Below are 24,552 nucleotides of genomic sequence, written 5' to 3'. Positions count from 1 at the left end.
TATCCCATCCTGTAGGCGCGAGTATAGCGAACGCGCCCCGCGTGACCAAAGGTCGCGTAGCGTGGCCTACGGCCAATCGCTTTCTTTGTTAACTTAGAGTAGGTTAAGTCGGACTAGAGGAAGTAAAGAACCATGAATGATCATAATCAGATTCAGGACAACCAGTCAACTGACCAGTCAGACGAAAAATTATTCCGACAATGGTATCGCTTTATTGAGGATCATGGATTCACCTGGAAAGGAATTCTTTCTCGATATAAGGGTAACGGAATTCTTGATAAAGTCCTTGATTCCACAAGAAGATTTACTCCTCTGGCAGATGCATCTCAACTTGAGCATTATCTATGTTTTATTAACCAAGACGACCCCTCGGAAGTCCAAGAAAATACGTGGATTATTGAGAAATGCGGTCCAGGTATCTCTCACCCCATCGATCTGAGTTCAACCACGATGTTTTCATCTAAATCCTCTGGTGTAATGAGCAGACCTCTTAGGAAAGACCAGGCCAACTTCACCGAAATTTACCTGTTCCAAGGGAACCGTCGTATCAGCGTGGTAATTGGCTATTTCCCCGATCGCTCCAAGGAGTCAGAGAATCGATGTGTACTCTCCGGGATTTCCTTGTTTCGCGAAGTGAAACTTGACGTTGTCCCATTTCCCTGGTCTAATCAGAGACCAGAGGTAAGTAATCGGGATTATCCGAGCATTAAGGCCATAGATACCCTGGTATTACGATCAGGCACATTTGATGAAATTCCCCTGCCAGATTACCCTGCCCATTGGCCGAAAGACGGTCGATTAATATTTGATTTTCCCGACGGGATTTCCATAAACGTGCCAGAAACCCTTGAGCCTGGTCACGATAGCACTCTCATCGTCAGTTGGAGATACAGCCCTGATAGAATCAAGAGAGGGGTTGCTCACTTCACGGATGATACCCGCGCAGCTGATTTGATTACCCAGGAATGCCTGATTGTCTAACAATAGGGTGGGCAATGTCTAGCAAGCCTTAGTACTAGGATTGACATAAAGGTTTAGTATTGCTGGCCTCAGTGCTAACAAAGCTCCAGATTCGCCATCTAAGATGGTCAGTTGTTTCATAGAGGAAGTTATCTATGAGAGTTGATACCAAAACACCAGAAGCAGTACAAAAAACTGCCACTGCTCCTATAGCTGAAACACAGCAAGAGTTCAACTGGCAGCAGTGCTGGTATCCTGTCACCTTTGTCCAAGACCTGCCCACAGACCGTCCTTACAGCTTCTCCCTGTACGACGAGCCTTTAGTCTTGTTCAGAAACCAAGATGGTAAGCTAGCCTGTTTAACAAACCGCTGCCCTCACCGCGCCGCTAAACTCTCGGACGGACAAATCATTGATGGTAAAATTGAGTGCTTATATCACGGCTGGCAATTTGGTCAAGATGGTCAATGTTTGCACATTCCCCAGTTACCAGAAGATGCCAAGATTCCAGCCAAAGCCTGTGTGCCATCCTTTACGGTTGTGGAACGGCAAGGTATTGTCTGGGTATGGATGGGGAAATCTGAAGCTGCTGATATTGAGGGCATCCCAACTGTAGCGGATTTGGAAAATCCTACAGTTGCCAGCTCAGACTATATGATAGACCTACCCTACGACCAAACCTATTTTATAGAAAATGCCCTCGATCCCTCTCACCTCTTCATCAGCCACGAGGGCACCCTCAGTAGTCGAAAATACGCTCAACCCTTAGAAATGGAAGTCCTGGAAAGTTCTACTTTTGGGATTCGAGGCAGGTACCGAAAAACCAGGCAAAAGAATAGCCCATGGGTAAACCTTGATTTCGTTGCTCCCAATTTAGTGACCTACAAAAGCTCAAGTGGGGAAAAATCAGTTCGTATCGGTGGAGCAGCACTTTATTCCCTTCCTCTAGGTAAAGGCAAATGCCGTATTATTATCAGGAATTATAAGAATTATTCTTTCTGGAAACTGAAGCTACAGCCTCGTTGGATGGAACACTGGTACCGAGACAAATTCTTAGAAGAAGATTTACCACTTGTGGTGGGACAGCAGGCAGAAGTGGAGCGGTTGGGAACAAGCCTAAAGTCTCTGTATTTGCCACTCAAAACATCAGATCTGTTGTTGATTGAGTATCGCAAGTGGCTTGATAAGTTCGGAACATCTTTACCTTTTTATCAAGGCTATTCCACCAGGAAGCTATCCCAGAAAGAATCGGAGGATAATCAACAACCAGCTCCCCTAGACCGATTAAGGCGACATACTCAAATCTGTGGTTCCTGTAATCGAGCCTATCAGGTAACCAACCGGTTAAAAACGACTTTTGTGGGAGTAGCGATCGCATTGGCGGCTTTGGCAATAGTTACGGATGGTTCTGGGACTGAACTAGTTGCTATTTTAGGGTCTGGCTCAGCCGTTGTTATCGCAACAGTTGCCCATCAAGTTAAAACCCATTTCGAGCGTTCTTACACTCGTCATTAAGGCTAATTTTGGCTCAAGGCCATGTAAGCATTCAGGCGTCAGCTATCAGCCGTCAGCTTATTTTATTCAAAAGCTCTTCGGTGTAGCTTGCGCTATGGGCATAAACTGTTGCCGTAGCGTGGCCACAGGCTTTTGGCTGATAGCTGATAGCACCTCAAGTAGCCTGTGCCACGCTACGGGAAAAGCTTTTGAATAAAACAGGTAACCATTCATTTATTATGAGTTAAGTCTGCTGACGGCTGACCGCTGACGGCTGAATGCTTACCTAACAGCTACCAAAAAGATTACCAAAATATGACCGTACCCACCAATAATCCCAAGGAATTTAGACAATTTGAATATTGTGGATGGCAACAGTCAGTAGACCAATATCATTCCTCTTTTTCATCTCTAACTAGCCAAACTATCGAGTCTTTGCTTGATAGTGTAAATGCCGCAAGGGATATGGAATTACTTGATATTGCCACTGGTCCTGGCTATGTGGCTGCCCAGGCCCACAAGCGAGGATGTAAGGTAACGGGGGTAGATTTATCAGACGCTATGGTTGCCAAAGCACGGCAACTGAATCCCCAGATTGACCTACGGTCACGCTACGCGATCGAATTTTTTCAGGGTGAAGCGGAATCGTTACCCTTTCCCGAATCTCAATATCAAGCAGCCGTAATGAACTTTGGAATTTTGCATTTGGCTGAACCAGAAAAAGCATTGGGTGAAGCATTTCGGGTAATTGCTAGCCAGGCCAGGTTTGGGTTTACTGTGTGGAGTAAGCCCGAAAAATCGATAGCGTTGAAGATTATGAATAAGGCGATTGAGACCTATAAAAATACAGATATTACTCTTCCAGAAGGGCCGCCATTTTTTCTGTTTAGTGAACAGGATTATTGCTTCAAGTGTTTGCAAAATTTAGGATTTAAGAATCCTTCTGTGCAGGAAATTCCCCTACTCTGGGAACTTAGCAGTGCCGATGAACTTTTTGATGCTTTTTATAAAGGCACCGCCAGAACAGGTGGGATACTGCGCGCTCAAACTAGTAAATGCCTTGACAATATACGGGCAGCAATTCACCAGGAAACGGCAAGCTATAGGCAAAATAATCGACTGCTTCTGCCTATGTCAGCCATAGTTGTATCTGCTCAGAAACCTTGAACTCTGCCCCAAATGAAGTAATAGGAATTATTCAAAGTAGGACTATAGATCCAGATGGGGAGATAGGGCCCGGGCGTGGGGAGTCTGGGCCCCGGGCGCAGGGAGCGTGGGAGGTGATCCCAGGTCTGGGAGGTGTGGGGATAATACAGAATTTTATTGCTGATCAAACTCTGATTAATTGCCAATTAACTGGGAAATCATTTATTCTGACTCCTGACTCGAAGCTCCTGACTCCTGGATAAAGTTGGTTATGTCGAACTCAAGCTAAGTAGGATTTTTTAGTGCATCGGTGCGAACAAACACGCTAGTAGTCTGCTTACCGCGCCTTACTTTTATCTCTAGTACCTTATTTACTCCACTATTTTCAACAAGGCGCTGTAGTTGTGTAGCATTAGTAACAGGTGTTCCATCAATTTGAACAATTATATCCCCACGACGCATACCAGCATCAGCGGCTGGTGTATCCGGCATTACTTGAACTACCAAGACACCATTGATTTCTGGTAATAGGAAAACAGAATTGGGGTCATTGTTGTTCTCTTGTGCTAGTTCCGGGGTTAGGGTTGTCATCCGAACGCCGATATATGGATGGACAACTTTTTGTCCTTGGGCTAGTTTGTTGGAAATCTCTTTGACTTTGTTGATGGGAATCGCAAAACCAATTCCCATGGCATTAGCCCGAATAGCAGTGTTGATGCCAATTACTTCCCCTGTCGCATTCAACAACGGACCACCAGAGTTTCCAGGATTAATAGCTGCATCGGTTTGAATAAAGTCTAGTCGCTTGTCGGGAATACCTGCCTGAGCGCTGGAGCGTCCTATGGTGCTGACAATTCCCAAAGTCACTGTATTATCTAGCCCTAGGGGGTTACCAACAGCAATAGCCCAATCTCCAACCTGAACTTGGCTCGAATCCCCTAGAGAGGCAATCGGTAAGGAAGTACCGTCAATTTTGACAACAGCTAAGTCGGTGAATTCATCCACACCCTTGACTTTACCATTAAACTTGCGCCCATCCTTGAGGGTAACGGTTACTTTATCTGCATCTTCCACAACATGGGCATTGGTCAGTAGGATACCACTATTGTCAATAATAAAGCCAGAGCCTTGACCTTGTAAACGTCTTTCTTGGGGAATTTGGGTTGAAAAGTCATCACCGAAAAAGCGCCGGAAAAAGGGGTCATCAAAAAAGGGATCCACACGCCTGGACACTGTCCGTTCGGTGTCAATACGCACCACTGCTGCTCCCACCCGATTCACCGCTGCTGTTACAAAACTGCTATTAGTAGTTTGCTGTGGATTCAGCAGTTGTTGGGCGATCAGTGGGGGAGTTACTGAGTCTGTGCTGGGTACAGGAGCAGCCTTGGAGGGAGATACACGATAAACGCCAACTGTCAATAAGACTCCAAGTAAGATAGCCAAGAGATAGTTACTAATTGAGCGAAGCCAAATCGAAAATTTAGTTGATGACATAGTATTATCGTATTCTTCTGGTTAATTTTGGGGAATAGTATTGCTAAGCCAATCCCACCACCTTTAAGCATGGGATTTACTTGGCGGCTAGTGGTTACTAGTCAGTTGTTGCTGACCCTTAGCATTAACCCCTAACTCAAGTCTAGCTTCCCTGAGATTCCTCCCACCCACAGCCAGGAGTGGGTTTCGAGGCAGATTTTTAGGATTGTAGATTAGTTGCTACAAGCATCTAATCGCTCTTTTAAGAGTTATTCCTATGACGTTGGTACTACCTGGGCTAGTTCCAGAAGATTGAGAGAGCTTGACCTCAAGGGGTGATCAGCCCTTGAGACCCGAACAAGTTAGGCTAAGAATTATCGATAATGATATACCCAGGAAGTTGGTTAACCTTGAAATAATAAAACTAATAAAACCGCTATGATTGCGAAAGATAGGGAATATGCCCTGACTCAAGAGCTGAATCACAACCATAGTCAACATACTCATGGTCACGTCCATGATGAAGAATCTCTGAGGCGAATTATCAATCGCCTGTCTCGAATCGAGGGGCATATTCGAGGGATTAAGACTATGGTGCAAGAAAGTCGCCCCTGTCCTGATGTTTTGGTACAGATTGCTGCAGTTCGAGGGGCTTTGGATAAAGTGGCACGAATTATCCTGGATGAACATTTAAGCGAGTGTATCGGTCGAGCCGCTGAGCAGGGCAACATTGAGGTAGAAATTGAGGAGTTGAAAGCGGCTTTAGATCAATTTTTACGTTAGGGCTCAGAGGCTCTATGCTGCTCTACAAACTGACGTAGCCTCAGCAAACTTAAGGTTTGACCCCAATTCAAGGGTAACAAAGACACCCCTTCTAGGCGAGATTGTACCCAACCATCTCCCCAATACCATTCATGATAACCATCAATTCCCTGACTCAAGAGCAGTCTTAAACAGTTCGACTGAACAAGCTCAACGTTGTGTTGTACTGCTACTGGCCCGATGGAAGAAGTAAAGGTCAATCCTAAATCTAGCTGTTCGGGTAACTCGGAAGATAAATTCTCCGGCCACAACCACTGGTGCAGTTGCTCCGTATAGAGCAGACTGTCCCGGATAACAGTGTGTGGTGCTTCGACTTCAATCCTCAGATGACTTTTTTGAAAGATTCCTAGCATTTTGGTTAGATCGTCCTTACTCTTAGGAAATATTTGTGATTAGTGTGAATGAACAGATGGGATAAATCCCGTCTGTTGTTTTCATCCCTAGGCTAAAGGGATAGGGCAAGCAAGGGGCTCGATACTTTCTCGATAATTTGTAAAATAAACATTAATTATATTAAGAAGTGTAAGAGTTTTCTATGGCTGACCAGTTAATTCGCGCCACAGCAGCTTCAGGGGGTATTCGCGCAGTTGGTGTGATTACTACACGCCTGACCGAAGAAGCTAGACAACGTCACCAACTATCCTATGTGGCAACGGCTGCCCTAGGTCGTACCATGTCTGCAGGTCTTCTGCTCGCTTCTAGTATGAAGCGAGCCGAGTCGAGGGTCAATATTCGGATCAACGGCAATGGTCCACTGGGTGGAATTATGGTGGATGCAGGATTAGATGGTAAAGTTCGGGGTTATGTAGACAACCCAGAGGTTGAACTGCCACCGAATAAGCAGGGAAAATTAGATGTGGGTGGTGCTGTTGGTAGGGATGGTTTCCTATACGTGGTTCGGGATGTGGGTTATGGCTATCCCTATTCCAGTACAGTAGAGTTGGTTTCTGGTGAAATAGGTGATGACATCGCTAACTATCTGCTAAATTCGGAACAAACCCCGTCAGCGTTGGTGGTTGGTGTATTTGTAGGTGCTCAAGGGGTAACTGCAGCTGGGGGGATTTTAATCCAAGTTATGCCTAAGGCAGCAACGGATGAGGCATTAGTTCAAACCTTGGAATCTCGCATTACTAAACTATCAGGTTTTACACCGCTACTGCAAGCTAACCAGACCTTACCAGAGATTTTTGAACAGTTGCTGGGGGATATGGAGCTAGTGATTTTTCCAGAAACCCAGATGCTCCATTTTAACTGTGGTTGCTCCTTTGACCGGATGTTGGGGGCTCTGAAAATGCTCGGAAAAGAGGAACTTCAGGATATGATAGAAAAAGACGGTGGAGCTGAGGCAACTTGTCATTTTTGCTCAGAGGTCTATCATGCCAATCCCGATCAACTCTCTCAATTGATAAAAGAATTGTAAACTGGGTAGCTACTGGACTTCCTATTGTAACTGGAAGATTAGAATCCTGACTTGTAAAGGATTGCAAGAAATATGGATCAGCATATAAACTCAACCAGAATTATAAGAACACTACTATAAGATAGGGTGTAGACTCTATATGTGTAAGGTGGGTAAAATCTCAACAACTGAGGTTGCTGTAAACAACCTGCTGTCTTGCGGTGTAGGGAGTGTGGAAGTGAATTATGACCAGAAATAGAGAATTTCCAGACCGTTGGCCAACGTCAAATGGTTCAAGTTCAGGTAAGTTTAATGGATGGCAACCTAACCATAGCGAACCGGTTACTCAACCGATCGTAAACTATCCTGACCTAGGAAACCCATCGACACAGCCCCCCCAGCAATCTGAAAAATTTGGGGTTGGTCAACCAGTAGCTAACTCTGGATTAAACAAATCACAAACTCCCCCGAGACAAGCTCGCTCAGGAAAAACTACTGGAGTAAAAAACCTCTTGCCTCACAGTTGGCAGTTTTGGTCAGCTTTAGTTGTGTTGCTTTTCGGTAGTGCTGGATTTGCTTCAGCAATGATGTTGTTGAGGTTGCCAGCTGTACCAAACTGCCGTGCTGTGTTTTGGCCAACGGCTTCAGCATCGATGCGCCTATCTTGTGCTCAGGTGGCAGCAAATCAGGAAACTGTCCCCCAGTTGCTAAAAGCGATCGCATTAGTCGATGCCCTGCCCGAAGATCACCCGTTACGCCCACAAGTTAACCAATATATAGAAGAGTGGTCACAGGCAATCCTGGAGATTGGGGAAGCTAAGTTTCAAGCTGGTCAGTTCAATGAAGCTCTTAAGATTGCTAAACGTATTCCTTCAAAATCTGTAGCTGGGGCGATAGTACAAAAACGGGTAAAACGTTGGCAGAAAATCTGGTCAAGGGCAGAGGGAGTTTATGAGCAAGCAGAAAAACAGTTGAGGTTATCAAACTGGAACTTAGCATTTCGCGAAGCAGTACGATTGACCTATGTGGACAATGACTACTGGGCTACGGCTAAGTATAACCAGCTAACGGATAAGATTAAAATGGGACGGGAAGACTCGGCTAAGCTGGATAAGGCTTATGAGCTGAGTAGAAGTGGCAATATAGAGAAGATTCTGAAAGCTATTGAAAAAGCTAAGGAAATCACAGAGCAAAGTTATGCCTACAAAGAAGCTCAGGATTTAATAAAAGACTCTGGCAACAAGCTGGTGGAGATTGCTCAGAACAAGCTAGAGCAAGGTAAATGGTCCGAAGTTCTTGACATTGCCTATAAACTTCCGGAAACCATTAAAGTACCTGAACTCAAATCGGATTTAATTGACCTAGCTCATGCCCTATCTCGTGCTGAGTCCGGTACAACCTGGGATTTAGAAGAAGCGATCGCATCTGCCCAAAAGCTCGGATCAGAACGTCCCCTATATAAGAAAGGGCAGCAATTAATTAGCCGTTGGCAACGAGAAGTAGAAGATGTGGCGCGACTAGAGCGAGCCCGAACCTATGCTACCTCGGGTTTAGCCAGTGACTTAAGACTGGCAGTGGCTGAAGTGGAACAGATCCCTCGTGGTAATCCCCGCTATCAGGAAGCACGGGACGAAATTCGAGATTGGACTCGTCAAATTCAGCTGATCGAAGACAGACCATTCCTGGAGCGGGCAACACAACTGGCTAGTTATGGGAGCATCGATTCTTTGCAAGCTGCTGTTCAAGAAGCCCGTAAAATTTCCCGAGGTCGTAGTCTTTACCAGGAAGCTCAAACTAAAATTAATCAGTGGTCTAGAAGTATCCAGCAGCAAGAAGACCAACCTTATTTAGACCAAGCACGCACTCTGGCAATCCGGGGTGATCTATATGCTGCCGTGGCAACTGCCGAACAAATTAAGGCAGGTCGGGCTCTGTACAATGAAGCCCAAAGCAAAGTCAGAAGCTGGAAGTTAGAACTTGAGGGTCAGCAGCGTTTACGGGAAGCTTACCAAATTGCTGAGGCTGGAACTCCACAAGCCCTAAGAAAAGCGATTCGAGTAGCTAGGCAAGTGCCAACCTCAACCAAATCCCGTAGCGAAGCGAGAACAGTAGTCAATCGCTGGAGTTACAAAATCCTATCCATAGCCAGAAGTCGTTCTGCCTATAACCTCTCTGAAGCAATTGCGATCGCAAACATCGTTCCGTCTGGTACTCGCCCTTACCAGGAAGCGCAACGGCAAATGCAATCATGGCGGAAGATTTTAGCCCCACCTCCTCCACCTCCTGTACCCGTAAGACGACCAAGACCGGTTCCGGTTCCATCTACCCCACAAGTGGTGATCCCGAAACCAGTTCCCTCTCCACCATCAGTGGTAAAACCACCATCACCACCAGCCCGCTCCTTCCCAATTGTGGTTCCACCACCGGAAGTTACCTCACCGTCGGGTATCGTAAAACCACCGACTCAGCTAGAGCCGCCTAGGTTTAATCCCCCCGCTGGTAGGAAGATTGAGTTAATTGATACTGACTCTTAAGAGTTTTCGAGGGTACTACAACCGGCTAGGATAAAACCTGTGGAAATTGGACATTAAAAATTCTTAATATTAAATGGAATAAATTCCATTTAATATAGAATACTTTAACTTGTCATCAACCCTCAAATCCCGTCTTGACCAGTTCATTCACGCTCCCCAAACTGAATTCACCCTCATTCTGCTAATTCTACTTTCGGTAGTTCTAGTGGTTTTTGAAGCAAGTCTGGAGGGTGCAAGTTTCATTCATGGAGTGGTCTATGTAAGCGAAGAGCTACTCACGGGTATATTTATCATAGAACTAACGATCCGCTACCTAGTGGCAAGAAACAAACGTCGGTTCTTGCGTCACTACTGGCTGGATATTATTGCTGTGCTGCCTTTGTTACGGGCATTCCGCTTATTGCGAGTGTTACGGATGTTAAGGCTGCTCAGAGTCGGAATTTTGGTAAACCGTAACCTCAACCGCATCTCTTCCTCACTCGCTGCCAGTATTAGTGCTCAGATTGGAGTTTTTCTGATTATCGGCTTAATTACATTAGTCGGTGCTTTAGGGATTTATCTACTGGAGGGAGGACAGAATGAGTCATTTGCTTCCCTAAGAGACTCTTTATGGTGGAGTTTTTTTACCCTAATCTCAGGAGAACCTATTGGTGGTCAACCCCAGACTGATGCTGGACGTCTGATTACCCTCATGGTAGTAATTGGGGGGTTAACCATGTTTGCCGTCTTCACCGGTGTAGTGTCAGCCGTGATGGTGCAACGACTTAGAACAGTCATGGAGGTGAAATACTTGGAACTAGATGAACTGCGCAATCACATTGTTATCTGCGGCTGGAACCGAGGTGGTCACCTACTAATTGAGGAACTCCAGGCAGACTCTGAGCTCAAGCACTATCCAATGGTGGTTGTGGCAGAGTTTACCGACACACCAGAGTCGGAACTCAAGGGAGTTAACCGTTCCCAAATATATTTCTATATTGGTGATTACACGACTATTGATGTCCTCGAAAGTGTGGGGATCTATCATGCCTCACGGGCAATCCTCCTGGCTGATTCTACCCATCCTCGAAGTGACCAAGACCGGGATGCACGGACAGTCCTAGCGGCCTTGACCATTGAAAAACTCCAACCCGGAATCTACACTTGTGCTCAACTCCTTGACCGGAAAAACAATGTCCAACTGCGAGTAGCTGGCGTTGAAGATGTCGTTGTTGTTGATGAACTAGCCAGTCACTTAATTGCTACCTCAGCTCGGAACCTAGGGGCTGTGGACGTGCTGTCAGAGTTGCTAACTGTGCAAGTGGGAAACCAATTCTACAAAATTGTTTTACCACAGAGGTGGGTTGACATTTCGTTCTGGGAAGCTGCTCAGCGGTTGAAAGAGGAGTTTGATACAACTTTGATCGCCATAGAGCGCAATAGCAATGGAGATCGGGAAACCCTAATTAATCCCCCCAAAGATCAAACACTACTGTCTGGCGATCACTTAGTGATTATTGCTCGTAGTTTGCCGAAAATTGGGGTTCCAGTCCGGTGAAGTCTCAACTTTGCGGCAGGTTCTTATGGTGCGATCGCACGTTCGGATCGCCCTAGGGTTCACCATGAGTGGGAATTTTAAAACTAAATAGCCATAATTAATGACCAATGACTAATGTAACAAACTACCCAAAACTTCAGAGCTGCTTCGCTAAACTAACACCTAAAAACCAATTTCCAGGTGCTTGCACATCCTCACTATACAAAAATTGTTCGAAGATTTGTTTGAACTCATCTTTAGAAATAGAACTATCAAGATTGAGATCGAGAGTTTCAAAAGCTTCCTCTATATGAGTTGTATCGATTTGGTAAGCTTGATAAAATAGTCTAAGTTCATCTATCACAATTTTGCCATCTTCATTGCCATCAATGAGCTTGATAAAGGCTTCAGAAAAATCATAATCCAAACGCTTATCGAGGCATTCTAACCATTCACTGAGTTCAATCTGACCATTCCCATTTAAATCAACCTAAGTACAGGACAAAAAATGTAAAGATTGCCGAAAGTCGGCACTGGTTCCGCCGAGTGAGAAGCGAAAAGTTTTGACATTAGTTGTTTACAGAGCATATCGAATTGTGAATAACTGCGACCAAGATATGCCCACCTCCAAAATGCCTAACTTCACCGCAGGCACAATCTTTGTGGTAAAATGAACTCGTACACAGTTGTGTACTAACCAGTAGACATCAAGGGTTCTTTGAAGGTTTTTGCGAGATGAACGCATAGGTGTTGGTTTTACGCCGAAAGGCGCTCGTTACGATGTCCCCCAGAAGCATTGAAATTTGCAACCCCTTTGGTGGACGTCCCGGTCGCCCCGTGCGGATCACCTCATGGCAGATCTCAAACAGCAGGTTGCCATATCGTCGTTCTCCATCGGTTAAGAGATTGAGGCTTCCGGTTTGGTCAATCACCAACGCTCACGACTTTCAACCCCTGCTCAAATAACTGTTGGTCTTTCGGTCCACAGTGCAATTCCCATAGAAATCGACTGCCTCGCTCCATCAAGACCATTGTCCATCCGTGGTGATTCTGAAGCAGGTAGGTTTTTATCTACAATCGTCAACAGCTCATCTCCTTCTATCTCCTGATGAATAAACTGATGGAGCAGGGCATAAAGCATCAGGGTAGGTTTGAGACCCGCTAAACGTCTTTTCCAATCAATTACACTATTTTTTGACACACTGAAGGTTATAGCTGTGGCATTCAGCCCCATATTGACCCTTATGGCTTTAAGAATCACGGATTACCGACTCAGGGGAGTGGTCAGACCCGCCAGTGGCGGCTGCTATGGTCTCGCTGAAATAGATGTCACACTCTCGGCAATGATAAATCGTACGGAAACCATGGTTTTGAGTACTATAGCGGTGGTGAGGGTACACATCCTCACTCCCACATCCAGAACATGGGTAGGAAAATAGTTCGATCATACAACCACCATTGAGGAAAGGCTTCTATTAACTCCAGCATGCCCCTATTTCATGACCTGCAAGGCAAATCTCCTTCACATTCGACGGAACCAGTACCATTACGTCACATTTTCCAACTCTGCGGACAGCGCAGCGAGATCAAGTCCGAACTTTGGTCTACTCCTCCTGTTAATCAGCTAGTCTTTATCGGTTATCATTTAGATACCGATAAACTTCGCCAAAAGTTAAATAACTGCTTGGCTACTTCTGTTACTGTTTAATTTCATCTAATTCAAATTCATGACCTTAGGTAAGTCCGAACCCAACCAGATTGATAAAATTGATCGCAAATTACCAAAACTAAATACCACCCAACAACCTCTCGTTTCTGAAGAAGAGATGCGCCAAGCGGTACGGACTTTACTGTTAGGATTGGGAGAAGACCCAGACCGCGAAGGCTTGAAAGATACTCCTAAAAGAGTGGTCAAAGCCTTGAAATTTCTGACTTCTGGCTATCATCAATCTTTAGACGAACTCCTCAACGGGGCAGTATTTCACGAAAATACCAATGAAATGGTCTTAGTTCGGGACATTGACCTATTTAGCTCCTGCGAACACCATATCTTACCTATTCTCGGTCACGCTCACGTCGCTTATATTCCCGACGGTAAGGTAATCGGACTGTCAAAAATTGCTCGTATTTGTGAAATGTACGGACGACGTTTGCAGGTACAGGAAAGATTAACTGCCCAAATTGCCGATGCCCTTCAAGGATTATTAAAACCAAAAGGGGTGGCGGTAGTAGTGGAAGCAAGCCATATGTGTATGGTAATGCGAGGAGTCCAAAAACCTGGTTCTTGGACTGCCACTAGTGCGGTTAGAGGTGTATTTGCAAATGATCCAAAAACCCGTCAGGAGTTTATGAGTTTAATTCACCACAACCCTGCAATGCATTAATTGATTCGCGTGTCAGCGTGAGAGATGGGTATAAAGCTCATCTCTTTTTTTGATACAATGATTATCGTCATAAAAAAAAACTGCTTATGATTATTGCTGTCGCCAGTCCGACCGGTGGCGGTAAAACCCACTGGATTCGTCAACAAATAGCCCAAACCAATAAACCTGTAGGTTATTTCAGTCCTAAAACCGATTCCGTACCCATTGATGCAATATATCTCCAAAGTGAATACCCTCAACTAAAACTTTATCAGACAGGGGAAGAAGCGGAATTACACAAAACCATTACTTATCTAGAGATTCCCTGGTATTTGGATTTAGCCGGAATTGAACCTTTACTGCAAACTTTTAACCCCCATCGAGTAGCCATAATCCCCGGCGATACAGATAGTACAGAGTTAAATACTTGGGCGGATGAAGTTATTCCAGGAAATAACATCACTAAGCCAACCACAGCTTTGCAGATTCATCGGGGGGTTTTGACGGGGGAAATTTTAGATTTTGATAGTTTAGCTACTTTTTGGCTGGAACTTACTCAAGGTGCTTACGGTGAGGTAGCTCGGGTAAAAGGACTTTTCGACCTAATGGATGGACAAATTTATTATGGTGACTTCATACTAGGGGAATCCGAATTAGCATTTACACCTTTAAAATTACCCCGTTGGTTAAATGGTAAACCAGATCGTTTTAGTGGTTTTGAAATAGTAGGTAGTAATTTAGATAAAGCTGAAATTGTTCAAACTGTCCAAGATTGCTGTCTTCCCGAATCGGCAATTGATTATTACCAACAACAAGTAAAAGAGTCTTTAGAAAGTGAAGTAGAGGTAGAAGTGGTATGAAAATAGCAGTGATATCTTGTATCCATGGTAATTATGCAGCGTTAGATGCAGTTTTACTGGATATTGACGAACAAAAAGCAGAAAAGATTTATTGTCTGGGGGATTTAGTGGGTTATGGTCCCTATCCTAATGCAGTGGTGGAACAAATTCGTTCTTTAGATATTCCCACTGTACAGGGTTGTTGGGATGAAGATATTGTAGAAGGACTAAATGCTTGTGAATGTAGTTATCCTTCCCTGTTGGCGGAAAAAAGAGGTCAAATCGCCCACGAATGGACAAATAAGCACGTCAATCCCGAAGTTAGGGAATATTTAGCCCAACTACCCCATACCTACAAAGAAGATAATCTCTGTTTCGTACATGGTAGTCCTAATAGCAACCACGAATATTTGTTACCCGAAATGGATGCTTTCACTGCTTTAGAAAGAGTTCTCTCCAGCGATGCAGATACATTATTTTGCGGACATACCCACTTTCCCTATGTCCGCACCCTAGATTCTGGACAATTACAGGTTAAAGTTCGTCAACCCAGTAGAAACGAACAACCAACCATAAGTTTTAATAGTCCCCTGAAGCGAATTATCAATGTCGGTTCGGTAGGCGAACCCCGTCATGGTCGTCCCAATGCTACCTATGTTATCTATGATACGGAAACACAAGCAGTAAACTTGCGGGAAGTGGAGTATGACTATCAAACAACCTGCGCTGCCATCTTAGATGCTGGTTTACCACCGATTTTCGCTTGGCGTTTGGCTAGAGGTTTGGAATTTGCTGAAAAAGCCGACGATCCGACTCATGTGTGTGAGAGGTAAATTAAATTACTTAAATATTTAAATTGAAAATCAATGTGGGCAATTTTAAGCGGAATTGAAGGAAATATCGCAGCTTACGAAGCAGTGTTGGCAGATATCAAACGCCAGCGCTTTAAGGTGGAAGCATTGTATATTCTGGGCGATATCGTAGCAGCTAACCAAGATAGCGAACAAGTAATTAAACGAATTCAGAATCCTTTACCTAGAGAATTAGAACCCCAAGTATGCGTAGGCTGGTGGGAAGAACAATGCTTTACTTTACACGGTTTGGGTTCGACAGCAGAACCGACAGAATTAATCGAGCGCTTTGGTAAAGAAACTGCTAAACTTCTTTGGGATTCGGTATCTCGCGAAACCGTACAGTGGTTACGCAACTGTCATTTTGGCTTCTTTGAATTAGATTGTTTGTTAATTCACGGTAGCACTGTTAGCGTCAGCGATGAGTTAACCCCCGAAACCGCACCCTGGAAAATGCTAGACCGCTTGCAAAGAGTCCAGGCAAATTATCTCTTTTGTGGTCGTTCGGGTCAAGTATTTGAATATCAACTACAAGGAGGTTCAGTAAATAGTTCGGTGATGACTTTAGATCGCCAGCAACCCGTGCAAACTATTACTGCTCCCAAAAGAAGAGTTGTTGGTGTAGGAAATGTAGGCAAAGAACCAGGAAAGGCTACTTATACCCTTTATAGTCCAAATAGCGATTTTCTAGAGTTTAAAACAGTTTTTTATGGCAAGAAAAAGGGTTATGGTAATTAGTTTCAGGTTCCTAAAGGTATGGCTAAGTGCATGCAACAGGTAGTCATAGACAACTTTCTGGTAAATGGGTCATCTCATGGCGTTGCTGATTTAGGGGGCTGTAATAAAATCAGATAATCGCGCATTCATTCCTTAATTCAGCAACGCCCAAACGTCGCTGATAATTGCTATAGTAAAAAATATTAGTGCTTAATTGGTGACGGCTTAGCAGCTACCTTGATTTTGAATTTTGAAATCAGCCATGAGAGCAACCAAGGCATGTGACGTTTGATCAGGACAATCAGCTTGGCATAGTTTGTTATTACCTGTTCCCGTTGTCGTCGGGAAATAGCTTTAACAATTTGTTTGGCAGTTTGATCAGCAGAAATCAGAAGCCTGGGGGAAATAGGATCCTGCCAGTCTGAATGCCAAATTCCCTGATTGTCTAGCTGACGAATTTCAGTGGCAACGTATCCTGGACAAATGTGTGTGACCGACACCCCATGGGGAGCCAACTCCTGAGACAACGACTCACACAAAGCCCGGATAGCAAATTTACTCATACTATAAGGAGAATCACCACTCAAGGCAACGTAACTTTTTACGCTACTAATAATGACCAGTCTTCCTTGAGTTTTCTTGAGGTCATCTAAGGTCGCGTAGATGGTACTCAGTACCCCAAAAACATTGGTTTCCCACAGACGTCGATAGTCATTCACCCTGAGGTTTTCCACATTACCCTTCAAAGACCAGCCAGCATTAGCAACAACGATATCAATTTTGCCGAACTTACTACGGGCAAAGGTTGCCGCTTGATCAAGCTCACCATCCTTCGTCACATCACAGGGGATAGCAAGTACACGTTGACCATTAGGATCAATTTGTGAAGCTATGGTTTCTAATCGTTCTGCTCGCCGAGCTAGGAGTACCACATTGGCTCCTTCACGGGCTAATTCTTGAGCAAGAGCTGCTCCAATGCCAGAGGAAGCTCCTGTGATTAGTGCCACTTGATCCTTAAAGTTGATCATCTATTGCTTGCTGAAAGTTAATTTCAATATTGTGAGATTGTATTAAATAATAAAATTTTACTGTATAATATTAAATCCTAAGATAAACACTCGCCTAGTTGAGCTTCAATCGGGTCGCGAACAATCTAACGATATCAGCCCCAAGTTACCGTCCCTAGTATAAGGTCTAATGAATTTCCCTGCTTTTAAGGGTTAAATAAGTTAAATATACCATTTATCCCTAAGTCCTAAAAAATTTTGTGCCAAGGACTTGACACATTTGTAATATGCATGTAGTATAAAAGTAAGGTTAAAGAGAAAACATCGCGCTACAAGGAGGGATGCCCAATGATTCATGTTCGGTTTGAAGGTCGTTCCTACGACATTGCTGAAGGTCAGCTGGGTATAGCCAAAAGTATGAACGATATTGCTGTTAAACAGCAACTTGCGAAGTACTTTGATGTAGCCCCAGAGCGCTTTACCTCTTATGTCATTGACCGCAGTACCAACCGCAATCTGATTATCAGACCTGAAGCGGTTTATGGTTAAGGTTTATGGTTAAAAGGTGTTAGGTTAAACCTTTTGTCCTGTGCCCTGATCTCAAGAAGCCTACAAAGCTTTTGTTATAGCAGTCGCCAGGGCAGGCGCGGACATGACAAAAGTCTCAAACCTAAGTAAGCGCAAGAGTTTGACTTCTGACTTCTGACTTCTGACTTCTGACTTCTGCTATAACTTGCACAGGAGCAATTGTTCCAAATTTCCCCCCGCGCCCTAACCGCTGAAGCTTACATACTACCGAATACGAATCGGAAGGTTATAGGTTCGAATCCTATCAGCGGCGCTATTTGCCGCTGTAGCTCAAATGGATAGAGCATCATTTTATTAAAAGCTTTACTGACTTGCGCGGGGACCCCAATTATAGTGGAAATCAGCTGCCATAACTAAACAACTTTAAAATTAACCGATTCACCTTCGCGCCCTGACCCGGAAAGCTTTCATACTCGCCAAATGGAAAGGCACTTGACTCTAAATCGAGAATATACGGGTTCAAATCCCGTGTGTGATACAACGGCTTTCTGAACTTGCGCGAATTGATTCAACCTTCTAGAAATAATTACCAAATCATGCTACAGAGTGATAAAAGTACTGGTTAAAGGACGGTCGTAAGTTGCTAAAAAGCTTTTGTTAACTTGCACAGGAGCAATTGTTCCAAATTTCCCCCCGCGCCCTAACTGCTGAAGCTTACATACTACCGATCTACTCATCGGAAGGTTATAGGTTCGAATCCTATCAGCGGCGCTATTTGCCGCTGTAGCTCAAATGGATAGAGCATCATTTTATTAAAAGCTTTACTGACTTGCGCGGGGACCCTAATTCTAGTGGTTTTCACTGCCATAACTAAACAATTTAAAAATTGAATTAACTGAGTCACTTTCGCGCCCTGACCCGGAAAGCTTTCATACTCGCCAAATGGAAAGGCACTTGACTCTAAATCGAGAATATACGGGTTCAAATCCCGTGTGTGATACAACAGCTTTCTGAACTTGCGCGAAAGGTAATTCAAAACACTGCTAATAAATCGTAGCTTAGTTGATTTATTTTAGGTAAATTTTTATTAATTATTCAACCTTCAACCTTTAACTAAACAACCCAATAACCAAATAACTAAACAACCAAGTAAATGGCGTTGCTGATTCTGGGTATGGTTTCGCCCCCCTAGCCCCCCAATTCTGGGGGGAACAAAACTCTTAAAGTCCCCCAAACTTGGGGGATTTAGGGGGCTTTAATAAAACCAGATAATCGCGCATTCATTCCTTAATTCAGCAACGCCAAATAACTTATAGATTTATCCAGAAATTACATAGGACCATAGGAGGTGAATCCTATGAAAACTGAAGAGCGTGACCTGCGTTTAGAATTACTAAACAGTTTATTAACTACACCCCATCGTAAGCTGGAGCAAGTAACAGAATTGCACCAACTGATGGTAGAACTTGACCCAATTTTTTACGGTCACTTAGCGGTTTGGTACGAAAATCATGGGGATGTCCGGGACCACAAAGAAGTGTTTTTAGGTCATTTGTTGACTAGCAATTTGACTGAACACCGAGATGCTGGCTTTGTGATGCTGCAAAAATTCCCACCCTACCAGGTGGCACGAGTAGTGGATTTTATGAAGCAGCAGCGCAATAAGGTGCCTCGTTCGGCTCGGACAGCAGTGCGGCGCTACCTTAAAACACGGGAAAAGACTCCAGCATTGTTTGACCGAGCAGCATTGCGGGGTCGAAAGGCGATGAAGCATCTCTATGCTAGTTTACATATTAAGCCTAGCGCTAGAGCAGATGCAGTCTTATTTAAAGACAATCCTCCAGAAGGTTCTTTAGCTTGGATACTCAAGCAGTTAGCGAAAACGGAAACTGCTGCTGAACAGGCGCAATTGATTGTTGAACATAAGATTCCCTACACCATCGCCATTGGTGCTGTGCGCTCTGTCACTCCTACGGTGTTGGTAGCCCTAATTAATTCCATGACACCCCAAGAGGTAATTAATAATCTCAAATCCCTCCAAGGGCGGGGTGCGATGGAACACCCACAGGTCAAGGAGTTGATTGAAGCAAAGCTAGAACAGGCACAGACAAGCGATCGCGTTTCTGCGTTCAAGGCACAAGTTGCTGCTGAAGCTGCTCAGTTAGATACTCAAACTCTTGCTAAGTTAAAACAAGTTACCAATGAGCAAGTAAAGCGCAAAGGTACCATTACCAAGCCCACTGCTCTACTAGTGGACAAGTCCGGTTCAATGGACAAAGCCATTGAAGTTGGTAAGCGGCTGGCAGCCCTAATCTCTGGTATTACTGAAGCTGAGCTGTTTGTCTATGCCTTCGATACCATGCCTTACCCAGTTAAGGCTCAAGGAAAAGAGTTGAGTGACTGGGAACGTGCCTTCAGGCACATCAAAGCAGGGGGTGGGACTAGCATTGGTTGTGGTTTAGAAGTAATGCGCTCTCGAAAGCAGGCGGTTGACCAGATTATCTTGGTTACCGATGAAGGTGAAAACACAGCACCTTACTTTGGTAAAGTTTACAAGACCTACTCTCGTGAATTGGGATTGATGCCCAATGTGATTATTGTGCGAGTTGGTTACTCCTACGACTGGGTGGAAACTACACTGAAGCAGCAAGAGGTGCCAGTAGAAACCTTTACCTTTGCTGGAGATTACTATTCTCTACCAAACCTGGTTCCACTGATGACTCGTCCGTCACGGCTAGACTTATTGATGGAGATTTTGGATACACCGCTACCGGTGCGAAATGATAAGTAGTCGTGATTATTTGAATAAATGTTAACGACTTGTGTGCCCTAACAGCCAGAGCTTACATACATAGTACGAGAGGAAGAGTACCGTTACTCTAACGTAACGGGCGTGAAGCGAGGAAGGCGCAAAGAACCCGGAATGTGGGCTTAGCTTGATCCGCGCTTATTCCCCACGTCCGCACCTGCATGTCGGCGTGGGATGAATGGCGGACAGGAACTTTATTTTTTTATTTTGATCTATAATTTACCTAGCAGGGAAGACAAATTAAGAGCTAACCGCCACCTGCGTGCTTAAAAAATAGAACGAGTTGTATTGTTCCGGTGCGGAGGGGCATCCCGTGTCGTTAATAAAGCTTGTCGAGTATCCGAACCGTTGGGTGGAGTTGGCAAGAAGCCTAAACTGAACTCGAAGAGTCAGTTTAGGAGTATGTCACAAGTAGCCATCATTTAAAGAGTGTGTAGTAACTAACCGGCGGAGTTCCTTTTAAGTGACGAACGCTTTGGCTCTGGCGACTTGCACATTATAGCGCTACGCGCAAGGCAAGAGGCAAAAGGCAAAAGGCAAAAGTTGACTAAAACTGCTTTTGCTGCTTGTATTAATGTCCTAACTTTAATGCGTAGTGCTTTATTTATAACCATCGAGCAGGATCATGGCAAATATCCTCGACCTCATCAATCAAATTGCTGCAAAGGAAGCACAACTGAGTGACAATCAATTCCTCGCTCCCTGTGTACGTGGGGGACGGGTAAGAACTCGTGTAGCTGGAATGATTTATACCTTCTCCCCTAAGCCTCGTAACTTTGAAGGATGGGGTATTTTTCAGCCAGTCAACGAGAAAGTGGCAACTGTGGTGGAAGAGCCAGATGTGTTTCAACTTGATGAGTATTGGCAACTGCTCCAACCGTTGCGTTTACGACTAGCTTATCAATTGTCGGGAAAGACCTGGCTAGGGTATCCAGTCAATGAATCGGATGCTCGTCAGCGCTTTGGCACGGTTAAACCTATTCCTATCCATCTGGTAGAGGGCGGGGTAGCCTTTGAACAAGTGGTAGCTCGTGGGGATGGTAAGGCTTGGTGGTTTCAGCAGCTTGACCGTAAGGGAGATCCGTTACTAGCAGAACAACTTAGAGAGCAGTTAAAGCAAGTAACACCACCTGAAGAACTGGATGTAAAGGGGCTGACACCAGAAATGAGAATAGTTTATGACTTGGTAACACAACAGAGTAAAGATTTTAAAGCTAAAGCTCTGCATCAACGGGATCACAGAAGGCTGGAGCAAGCTTTGGAAATGGGTGGGGGAGCACTGCAACAGTTCCATGACCGGGGAGAATTCTGGCAAGTGCGCTGGAGCACTGCTGACGGTAAACACCACATATCAGCGATATCTAAACAGGATCTGACTGTAATCAGTTCCGGGATTTGTCTAAGTGGACGCGATCGCGATTTTGATTTACAGTCCTTGGTTGGGGTGATTGAGGCACGAGATAATTGGGATTAGGATGATGTCAATTTTTTTCCACGAACAACTCTACCGTACCTCCCAAGTCATGGCTGAGTTACGTGACTACCCCGTGACCGTGTGTGGTGCGGGAGCACTTGGAGCCAATATTACTGAAAATTTGGCTCGTTCAGGGTTTGGAAAGCTCAAGGTTATTGATTGCGATCGCATTGAAGAACGCAATCTTTCTACCCAACCCTACTACCGCTCTGATATTGGTGCCCATAAAGCCAAAATCCTCGCCCATTCTCTCTACCAAGCGGTTGGGGTAAAATTAGAGGCTAAGGTCAAGGAATTAACTAAAGCTAATACCAAACAATTACTGAAGAATTCTACTTTAGTCATTGACACCTTTGATAACAGTGTCGCTCGTCAAGCTGTAAAAGATTACTGTGATAGTTCCCAAACCCCTTGTCTTCATGTTGGGTTAGCAGAAGACTATAGTGAAATCATTTGGAATGAAAATTATCGAGTGCCTTCCCCAGTTAATGATGATATTTGTGATTATCCATTAGCTCGTAATTTAGTGCTAATGACTACAGCAGTTGCTACTGAAGTGATCATTGAATTTATTAGCACAACGAAAAAACTCGACTTCACCTTCACCTTGAAAGATTTAACTATCAAGCCGATATTATAATCCGGTCATCTACCTCGCCCTTGGGGTTTTAGGGAACAGGGAACAGGGAACAGGGAACAGGGAACAGGGAACAGGGAACAGGGAACAGGGAACAGGGAATAGCGCTGCATTGCTATTCCCTTTTGCCTTTTGCCTCTTGCCTCTTGCCTTAATAGGATAACTAATATCCCTAAAACGTTGCTAATAAGCGATGCAGCGCGGTCTTGGGGGTTTCCCCCACTCGCTATTGCATCAAGACATTGCTAGATCTCTACTAATTCTTTATCCATCAACTTAGGATTAGTATCAACTAACTGTCTTTCAATTTCATCCCGGACAATTTGACGATATTCAAGAAAGTGTTCGTTGTGAGCGCATAGAGTAAGGTAATGTTCCCACACAGCTGGATTGTGCCTGAAAATACCAAATAAATGATGCCAGAATTTCCAGCGAGTACTACGCTTAAACCCTTGACGCCAAATTACAGTCCCCAGAGCTTTCAAATCTACCAAATCCGGCATTTTGAATGGGGCTTTGCATTTAGGGGGGCCAAGCTTTAAAAAACATTGATAGGCACGGTCTATATAGCGCTCAGGTTCGTATAGCGTCCAGAATGCTTCGATGTATTCTTGAGCAATCTCCTCAATGGGACGAGTAGGAACAAAGTTCATTAGGGTGGTTTGATTGATATCTTTTTTAGTGTTATCTCGCAAACGCCCTTCTTTTTCTAAGCGATTCCACAGAGCAGTATTAGGTAAAGCTTGTAACATCCCAAACATGGCTGTAGGGATAGCAGCCTGTTCAACAAAACTAATAATCCGGGAACCGGCTCCTTGTTTCTCTCCATCAAAACCAATAATAAACCCTGCCATTGGTCGCAAGCCTGCGCGAATTATTTTGTCTACATCATCGCTTAGAGAGCTGCGAGTATTTTGGAATTTTTTGGTTAGTTTAAGGCTTTCTTCGTCCGGTGTCTCAATTCCTAAAAATACAGCATCAAAGTTAGACTCTACCATCAATTCCATCAATTCTGAATCCGCAGCTAGGTCTACAGATGCTTCAGTATTAAATCGGAAGGGATACTGATGCTCCTTCTGCCATACTTTTAGATCTTTCAGAAGTAGCTTAACGTTACGCTTATTCCCAATAAAGTTGTCATCCACCATAAAGATACCACGCCGCCAGCCTAATTCATAGAGATAATCCAATTCCTTGAGAAGCTGTGCTGGTTCCTTTGTTCGCGGTTTGCGGCCATAGAGAATAATTATGTCGCAGAATTCGCACTGAAAAGGACATCCCCGCGAAAACTGCACTGACATTGAATCATAGGCATCAAGCTCTAACAAATCATAGCGGGGAATGGGGGTTTGAGTGACATCGGGTTTCTCTGTAGTGCGAAAGGTTCCACTAGTTTCCCCTCGCTGTAAAGCTTCTACAAACATCGGTAGGGTGATTTCTCCTTCATCTAGGATTAGAAAATCCACCCCTGCCTTCTTTGCTTCTTCGGGTAAAGAGGTAGGATAAGGTCCCCCAAATGCCACTAATTTACCACGTCGTTTGGCTTCTTTAATTTGGTTTAGGGCATCGGTTTTTTGGACAATCATCGCTGAAATTATCACCAGATCTGCCCATTCAAATTCTGCTTCGGTTACGTCTCGGATATTGCGGTCAACAAGTTTAAATTCCCAGTCTTGAGGTAATAATGCAGCAACAGTAATTAGACCTAAGGGTGGCAATAAAACTTTGCGATTAACTAATTCAAGGATTTTGTCATAAGACCAAAACGTTTTCGGAAATAGCGGATACAGTAATAAGACTCGCATTTAGAGAAATCCTCACACACATGGCCACAGGGCTTATAGCAATCGTACATCCTAAGTAAGTAAGTATTCAGCTATCAGTCATCAGCTATCAGCTATCAGTCATCAGCTATCAGTCATCAGCTATCAGCTATCAGCTATCAGCTATCAGTCATCAGCTATCAGCTATCAGCTTATGGGTT

Annotated in this window: 22 protein-coding genes and 2 pseudogenes; 16 read left to right on the top strand and 8 right to left on the bottom strand. The window is 44.3% G+C overall.

Annotated elements, in window-relative coordinates:
• Nucleotides 1-132: 132 nt before the first annotated feature.
• Complete coding sequence (locus F6K49_RS02795; protein ID WP_293028742.1) at nucleotides 133-981, top strand: DUF3598 family protein; 849 nt, start codon at nucleotides 133-135, stop codon at nucleotides 979-981.
• 134 nt (nucleotides 982-1,115) lie between these two features.
• The gene (locus tag F6K49_RS02790; RefSeq protein ID WP_293094017.1) at nucleotides 1,116-2,474 is read left to right on the top strand and encodes a Rieske 2Fe-2S domain-containing protein; all 1,359 of its coding nucleotides are present in this window, start codon (nucleotides 1,116-1,118) and stop codon (nucleotides 2,472-2,474) included.
• A gap of 66 nt (nucleotides 2,475-2,540) precedes the next feature.
• Here the strand turns inward: F6K49_RS02790 and F6K49_RS02785 are convergent, their stop codons facing one another.
• The gene (locus tag F6K49_RS02785; RefSeq protein ID WP_293094011.1) at nucleotides 2,541-2,687 is read right to left on the bottom strand and encodes a hypothetical protein; all 147 of its coding nucleotides are present in this window, start codon (nucleotides 2,685-2,687) and stop codon (nucleotides 2,541-2,543) included.
• Nucleotides 2,688-2,768: 81 nt separating this feature from the next.
• On the opposite strand from F6K49_RS02785, the gene F6K49_RS02780 reads away from it, so the two are divergent.
• A complete protein-coding gene (locus F6K49_RS02780) occupies nucleotides 2,769-3,620 on the top strand; it encodes a class I SAM-dependent methyltransferase (RefSeq protein WP_293094006.1) in 852 nt (283 codons plus the stop codon).
• A 264-nt stretch (nucleotides 3,621-3,884) separates the two neighbouring features.
• Here the strand turns inward: F6K49_RS02780 and F6K49_RS02775 are convergent, their stop codons facing one another.
• The gene (locus tag F6K49_RS02775) at nucleotides 3,885-5,093 is read right to left on the bottom strand and encodes an HhoA/HhoB/HtrA family serine endopeptidase (protein ID WP_293080382.1); all 1,209 of its coding nucleotides are present in this window, start codon (nucleotides 5,091-5,093) and stop codon (nucleotides 3,885-3,887) included.
• Between the two features lie 417 nt (nucleotides 5,094-5,510).
• Between F6K49_RS02775 and F6K49_RS02770 the strand changes: the two genes are divergently transcribed.
• Nucleotides 5,511-5,855, top strand: a complete 345-nt coding sequence (locus F6K49_RS02770; protein WP_293094002.1) for a metal-sensing transcriptional repressor — start codon at nucleotides 5,511-5,513, stop codon at nucleotides 5,853-5,855.
• Here F6K49_RS02770 and F6K49_RS02765 read toward each other — a convergent pair.
• Nucleotides 5,852-6,247: a hypothetical protein gene (locus tag F6K49_RS02765; RefSeq protein WP_293093999.1), complete on the bottom strand. Its 396-nt coding sequence runs from the start codon at nucleotides 6,245-6,247 to the stop codon at nucleotides 5,852-5,854. The two genes, F6K49_RS02770 and F6K49_RS02765, sit on opposite strands and share 4 nt — an antisense overlap.
• Before the next feature lie 182 nt (nucleotides 6,248-6,429).
• On the opposite strand from F6K49_RS02765, the gene hslO reads away from it, so the two are divergent.
• From hslO to F6K49_RS02750, 3 genes are all read left to right on the top strand, one after another.
• Nucleotides 6,430-7,314: an Hsp33 family molecular chaperone HslO gene (gene hslO / locus F6K49_RS02760; RefSeq protein ID WP_293029480.1), complete on the top strand. Its 885-nt coding sequence runs from the start codon at nucleotides 6,430-6,432 to the stop codon at nucleotides 7,312-7,314.
• Nucleotides 7,315-7,538: 224 nt separating this feature from the next.
• Nucleotides 7,539-9,827, top strand: coding sequence for a chromosome segregation ATPase (locus F6K49_RS02755; protein ID WP_293029477.1), 2,289 nt, complete (start codon nucleotides 7,539-7,541; stop codon nucleotides 9,825-9,827).
• 109 nt (nucleotides 9,828-9,936) lie between these two features.
• Entirely contained in the window at nucleotides 9,937-11,364 is a 1,428-nt protein-coding gene (locus F6K49_RS02750) for an ion transporter (RefSeq protein ID WP_293029474.1), read from the top strand.
• 136 nt (nucleotides 11,365-11,500) lie between these two features.
• Here F6K49_RS02750 and F6K49_RS02745 read toward each other — a convergent pair whose 3' ends face one another.
• The 3 genes and pseudogenes from F6K49_RS02745 to F6K49_RS02740 form a co-directional block, all read right to left on the bottom strand.
• Nucleotides 11,501-11,770, bottom strand: a complete 270-nt coding sequence (locus F6K49_RS02745) for an EF-hand domain-containing protein (protein WP_293093996.1) — start codon at nucleotides 11,768-11,770, stop codon at nucleotides 11,501-11,503.
• A gap of 12 nt (nucleotides 11,771-11,782) precedes the next feature.
• Nucleotides 11,783-11,833, bottom strand: a pseudogene (locus F6K49_RS53190) (hypothetical protein); the annotation flags it as partial.
• A gap of 87 nt (nucleotides 11,834-11,920) precedes the next feature.
• Nucleotides 11,921-12,791 (bottom strand): annotated as a pseudogene (locus tag F6K49_RS02740) (IS1 family transposase).
• A gap of 38 nt (nucleotides 12,792-12,829) precedes the next feature.
• On the opposite strand from F6K49_RS02740, the gene F6K49_RS02735 reads away from it, so the two are divergent.
• The 5 genes from F6K49_RS02735 (at nucleotide 12,830) to F6K49_RS02715 (ending at nucleotide 16,134) form a co-directional block, all read left to right on the top strand.
• Nucleotides 12,830-13,051, top strand: coding sequence for a GTP-binding protein (locus tag F6K49_RS02735; RefSeq protein WP_293029468.1), 222 nt, complete (start codon nucleotides 12,830-12,832; stop codon nucleotides 13,049-13,051).
• A gap of 19 nt (nucleotides 13,052-13,070) precedes the next feature.
• On the top strand, nucleotides 13,071-13,727 hold the full coding sequence (gene folE, locus F6K49_RS02730; RefSeq protein WP_293029465.1) for a GTP cyclohydrolase I FolE: 657 nt from the start codon (nucleotides 13,071-13,073) through the stop codon (nucleotides 13,725-13,727).
• An 86-nt stretch (nucleotides 13,728-13,813) separates the two neighbouring features.
• Nucleotides 13,814-14,566, top strand: a complete 753-nt coding sequence (locus tag F6K49_RS02725) for a GTP-binding protein (protein WP_293017553.1) — start codon at nucleotides 13,814-13,816, stop codon at nucleotides 14,564-14,566.
• On the top strand, nucleotides 14,563-15,378 hold the full coding sequence (locus F6K49_RS02720) for a metallophosphoesterase family protein (RefSeq protein ID WP_293093993.1): 816 nt from the start codon (nucleotides 14,563-14,565) through the stop codon (nucleotides 15,376-15,378). Before F6K49_RS02725 ends, F6K49_RS02720 begins: the two co-directional genes overlap by 4 nt.
• A gap of 33 nt (nucleotides 15,379-15,411) precedes the next feature.
• Nucleotides 15,412-16,134, top strand: coding sequence for a metallophosphoesterase family protein (locus F6K49_RS02715; RefSeq protein ID WP_293093990.1), 723 nt, complete (start codon nucleotides 15,412-15,414; stop codon nucleotides 16,132-16,134).
• A gap of 182 nt (nucleotides 16,135-16,316) precedes the next feature.
• Here the strand turns inward: F6K49_RS02715 and F6K49_RS02710 are convergent, their stop codons facing one another.
• A complete protein-coding gene (locus F6K49_RS02710) occupies nucleotides 16,317-17,141 on the bottom strand; it encodes an SDR family oxidoreductase (protein ID WP_293093987.1) in 825 nt (274 codons plus the stop codon).
• A gap of 327 nt (nucleotides 17,142-17,468) precedes the next feature.
• Between F6K49_RS02710 and F6K49_RS02705 the strand changes: the two genes are divergently transcribed.
• From F6K49_RS02705 to F6K49_RS02690, 4 genes are all read left to right on the top strand, one after another.
• A complete protein-coding gene (locus F6K49_RS02705; protein WP_070393156.1) occupies nucleotides 17,469-17,669 on the top strand; it encodes a hypothetical protein in 201 nt (66 codons plus the stop codon).
• Between the two features lie 1,336 nt (nucleotides 17,670-19,005).
• Complete coding sequence (locus tag F6K49_RS02700) at nucleotides 19,006-20,439, top strand: vWA domain-containing protein (protein WP_293093985.1); 1,434 nt, start codon at nucleotides 19,006-19,008, stop codon at nucleotides 20,437-20,439.
• Between the two features lie 643 nt (nucleotides 20,440-21,082).
• Nucleotides 21,083-21,931: a hypothetical protein gene (locus F6K49_RS02695; RefSeq protein ID WP_075899835.1), complete on the top strand. Its 849-nt coding sequence runs from the start codon at nucleotides 21,083-21,085 to the stop codon at nucleotides 21,929-21,931.
• A 4-nt stretch (nucleotides 21,932-21,935) separates the two neighbouring features.
• Nucleotides 21,936-22,571 carry a ThiF family adenylyltransferase gene (locus tag F6K49_RS02690; protein ID WP_293094352.1) on the top strand — a complete coding sequence of 212 codons (636 nt, stop codon included), beginning with the start codon at nucleotides 21,936-21,938 and terminating at the stop codon, nucleotides 22,569-22,571.
• A 242-nt stretch (nucleotides 22,572-22,813) separates the two neighbouring features.
• Here the strand turns inward: F6K49_RS02690 and F6K49_RS02685 are convergent, their stop codons facing one another.
• Nucleotides 22,814-24,373 carry a B12-binding domain-containing radical SAM protein gene (locus F6K49_RS02685; RefSeq protein ID WP_293093980.1) on the bottom strand — a complete coding sequence of 520 codons (1,560 nt, stop codon included), beginning with the start codon at nucleotides 24,371-24,373 and terminating at the stop codon, nucleotides 22,814-22,816.
• Nucleotides 24,374-24,552 lie beyond the last annotated feature (179 nt).

The organism is Moorena sp. SIO3I6 (assembly GCF_010672095.1).
Note: the sequence above shows the minus strand (reverse complement) of the source record. Positions and strands in the feature narration are given on the sequence as shown.

Coding starts and splice junctions, on each gene's coding strand:
- F6K49_RS02795 (WP_293028742.1), top strand. CDS start 133: ATGAATGATCATAATCAGATTCAGGACAACCAGTCAACTGACCAGTCA.
- F6K49_RS02715 (WP_293093990.1), top strand. CDS start 15,412: ATGTGGGCAATTTTAAGCGGAATTGAAGGAAATATCGCAGCTTACGAA.
- hslO (WP_293029480.1), top strand. CDS start 6,430: ATGGCTGACCAGTTAATTCGCGCCACAGCAGCTTCAGGGGGTATTCGC.
- F6K49_RS02720 (WP_293093993.1), top strand. CDS start 14,563: ATGAAAATAGCAGTGATATCTTGTATCCATGGTAATTATGCAGCGTTA.
- F6K49_RS02770 (WP_293094002.1), top strand. CDS start 5,511: ATGATTGCGAAAGATAGGGAATATGCCCTGACTCAAGAGCTGAATCAC.
- F6K49_RS02705 (WP_070393156.1), top strand. CDS start 17,469: ATGATTCATGTTCGGTTTGAAGGTCGTTCCTACGACATTGCTGAAGGT.
- F6K49_RS02790 (WP_293094017.1), top strand. CDS start 1,116: ATGAGAGTTGATACCAAAACACCAGAAGCAGTACAAAAAACTGCCACT.
- F6K49_RS02780 (WP_293094006.1), top strand. CDS start 2,769: ATGACCGTACCCACCAATAATCCCAAGGAATTTAGACAATTTGAATAT.
- folE (WP_293029465.1), top strand. CDS start 13,071: ATGACCTTAGGTAAGTCCGAACCCAACCAGATTGATAAAATTGATCGC.
- F6K49_RS02700 (WP_293093985.1), top strand. CDS start 19,006: ATGAAAACTGAAGAGCGTGACCTGCGTTTAGAATTACTAAACAGTTTA.
- F6K49_RS02695 (WP_075899835.1), top strand. CDS start 21,083: ATGGCAAATATCCTCGACCTCATCAATCAAATTGCTGCAAAGGAAGCA.
- F6K49_RS02710 (WP_293093987.1), bottom strand. CDS start 17,141: ATGATCAACTTTAAGGATCAAGTGGCACTAATCACAGGAGCTTCCTCT.
- F6K49_RS02690 (WP_293094352.1), top strand. CDS start 21,936: ATGTCAATTTTTTTCCACGAACAACTCTACCGTACCTCCCAAGTCATG.
- F6K49_RS02765 (WP_293093999.1), bottom strand. CDS start 6,247: ATGCTAGGAATCTTTCAAAAAAGTCATCTGAGGATTGAAGTCGAAGCA.
- F6K49_RS02735 (WP_293029468.1), top strand. CDS start 12,830: ATGCCCCTATTTCATGACCTGCAAGGCAAATCTCCTTCACATTCGACG.
- F6K49_RS02725 (WP_293017553.1), top strand. CDS start 13,814: ATGATTATTGCTGTCGCCAGTCCGACCGGTGGCGGTAAAACCCACTGG.
- F6K49_RS02775 (WP_293080382.1), bottom strand. CDS start 5,093: ATGTCATCAACTAAATTTTCGATTTGGCTTCGCTCAATTAGTAACTAT.
- F6K49_RS02755 (WP_293029477.1), top strand. CDS start 7,539: ATGACCAGAAATAGAGAATTTCCAGACCGTTGGCCAACGTCAAATGGT.
- F6K49_RS02685 (WP_293093980.1), bottom strand. CDS start 24,373: ATGCGAGTCTTATTACTGTATCCGCTATTTCCGAAAACGTTTTGGTCT.
- F6K49_RS02785 (WP_293094011.1), bottom strand. CDS start 2,687: ATGAATGGTTACCTGTTTTATTCAAAAGCTTTTCCCGTAGCGTGGCAC.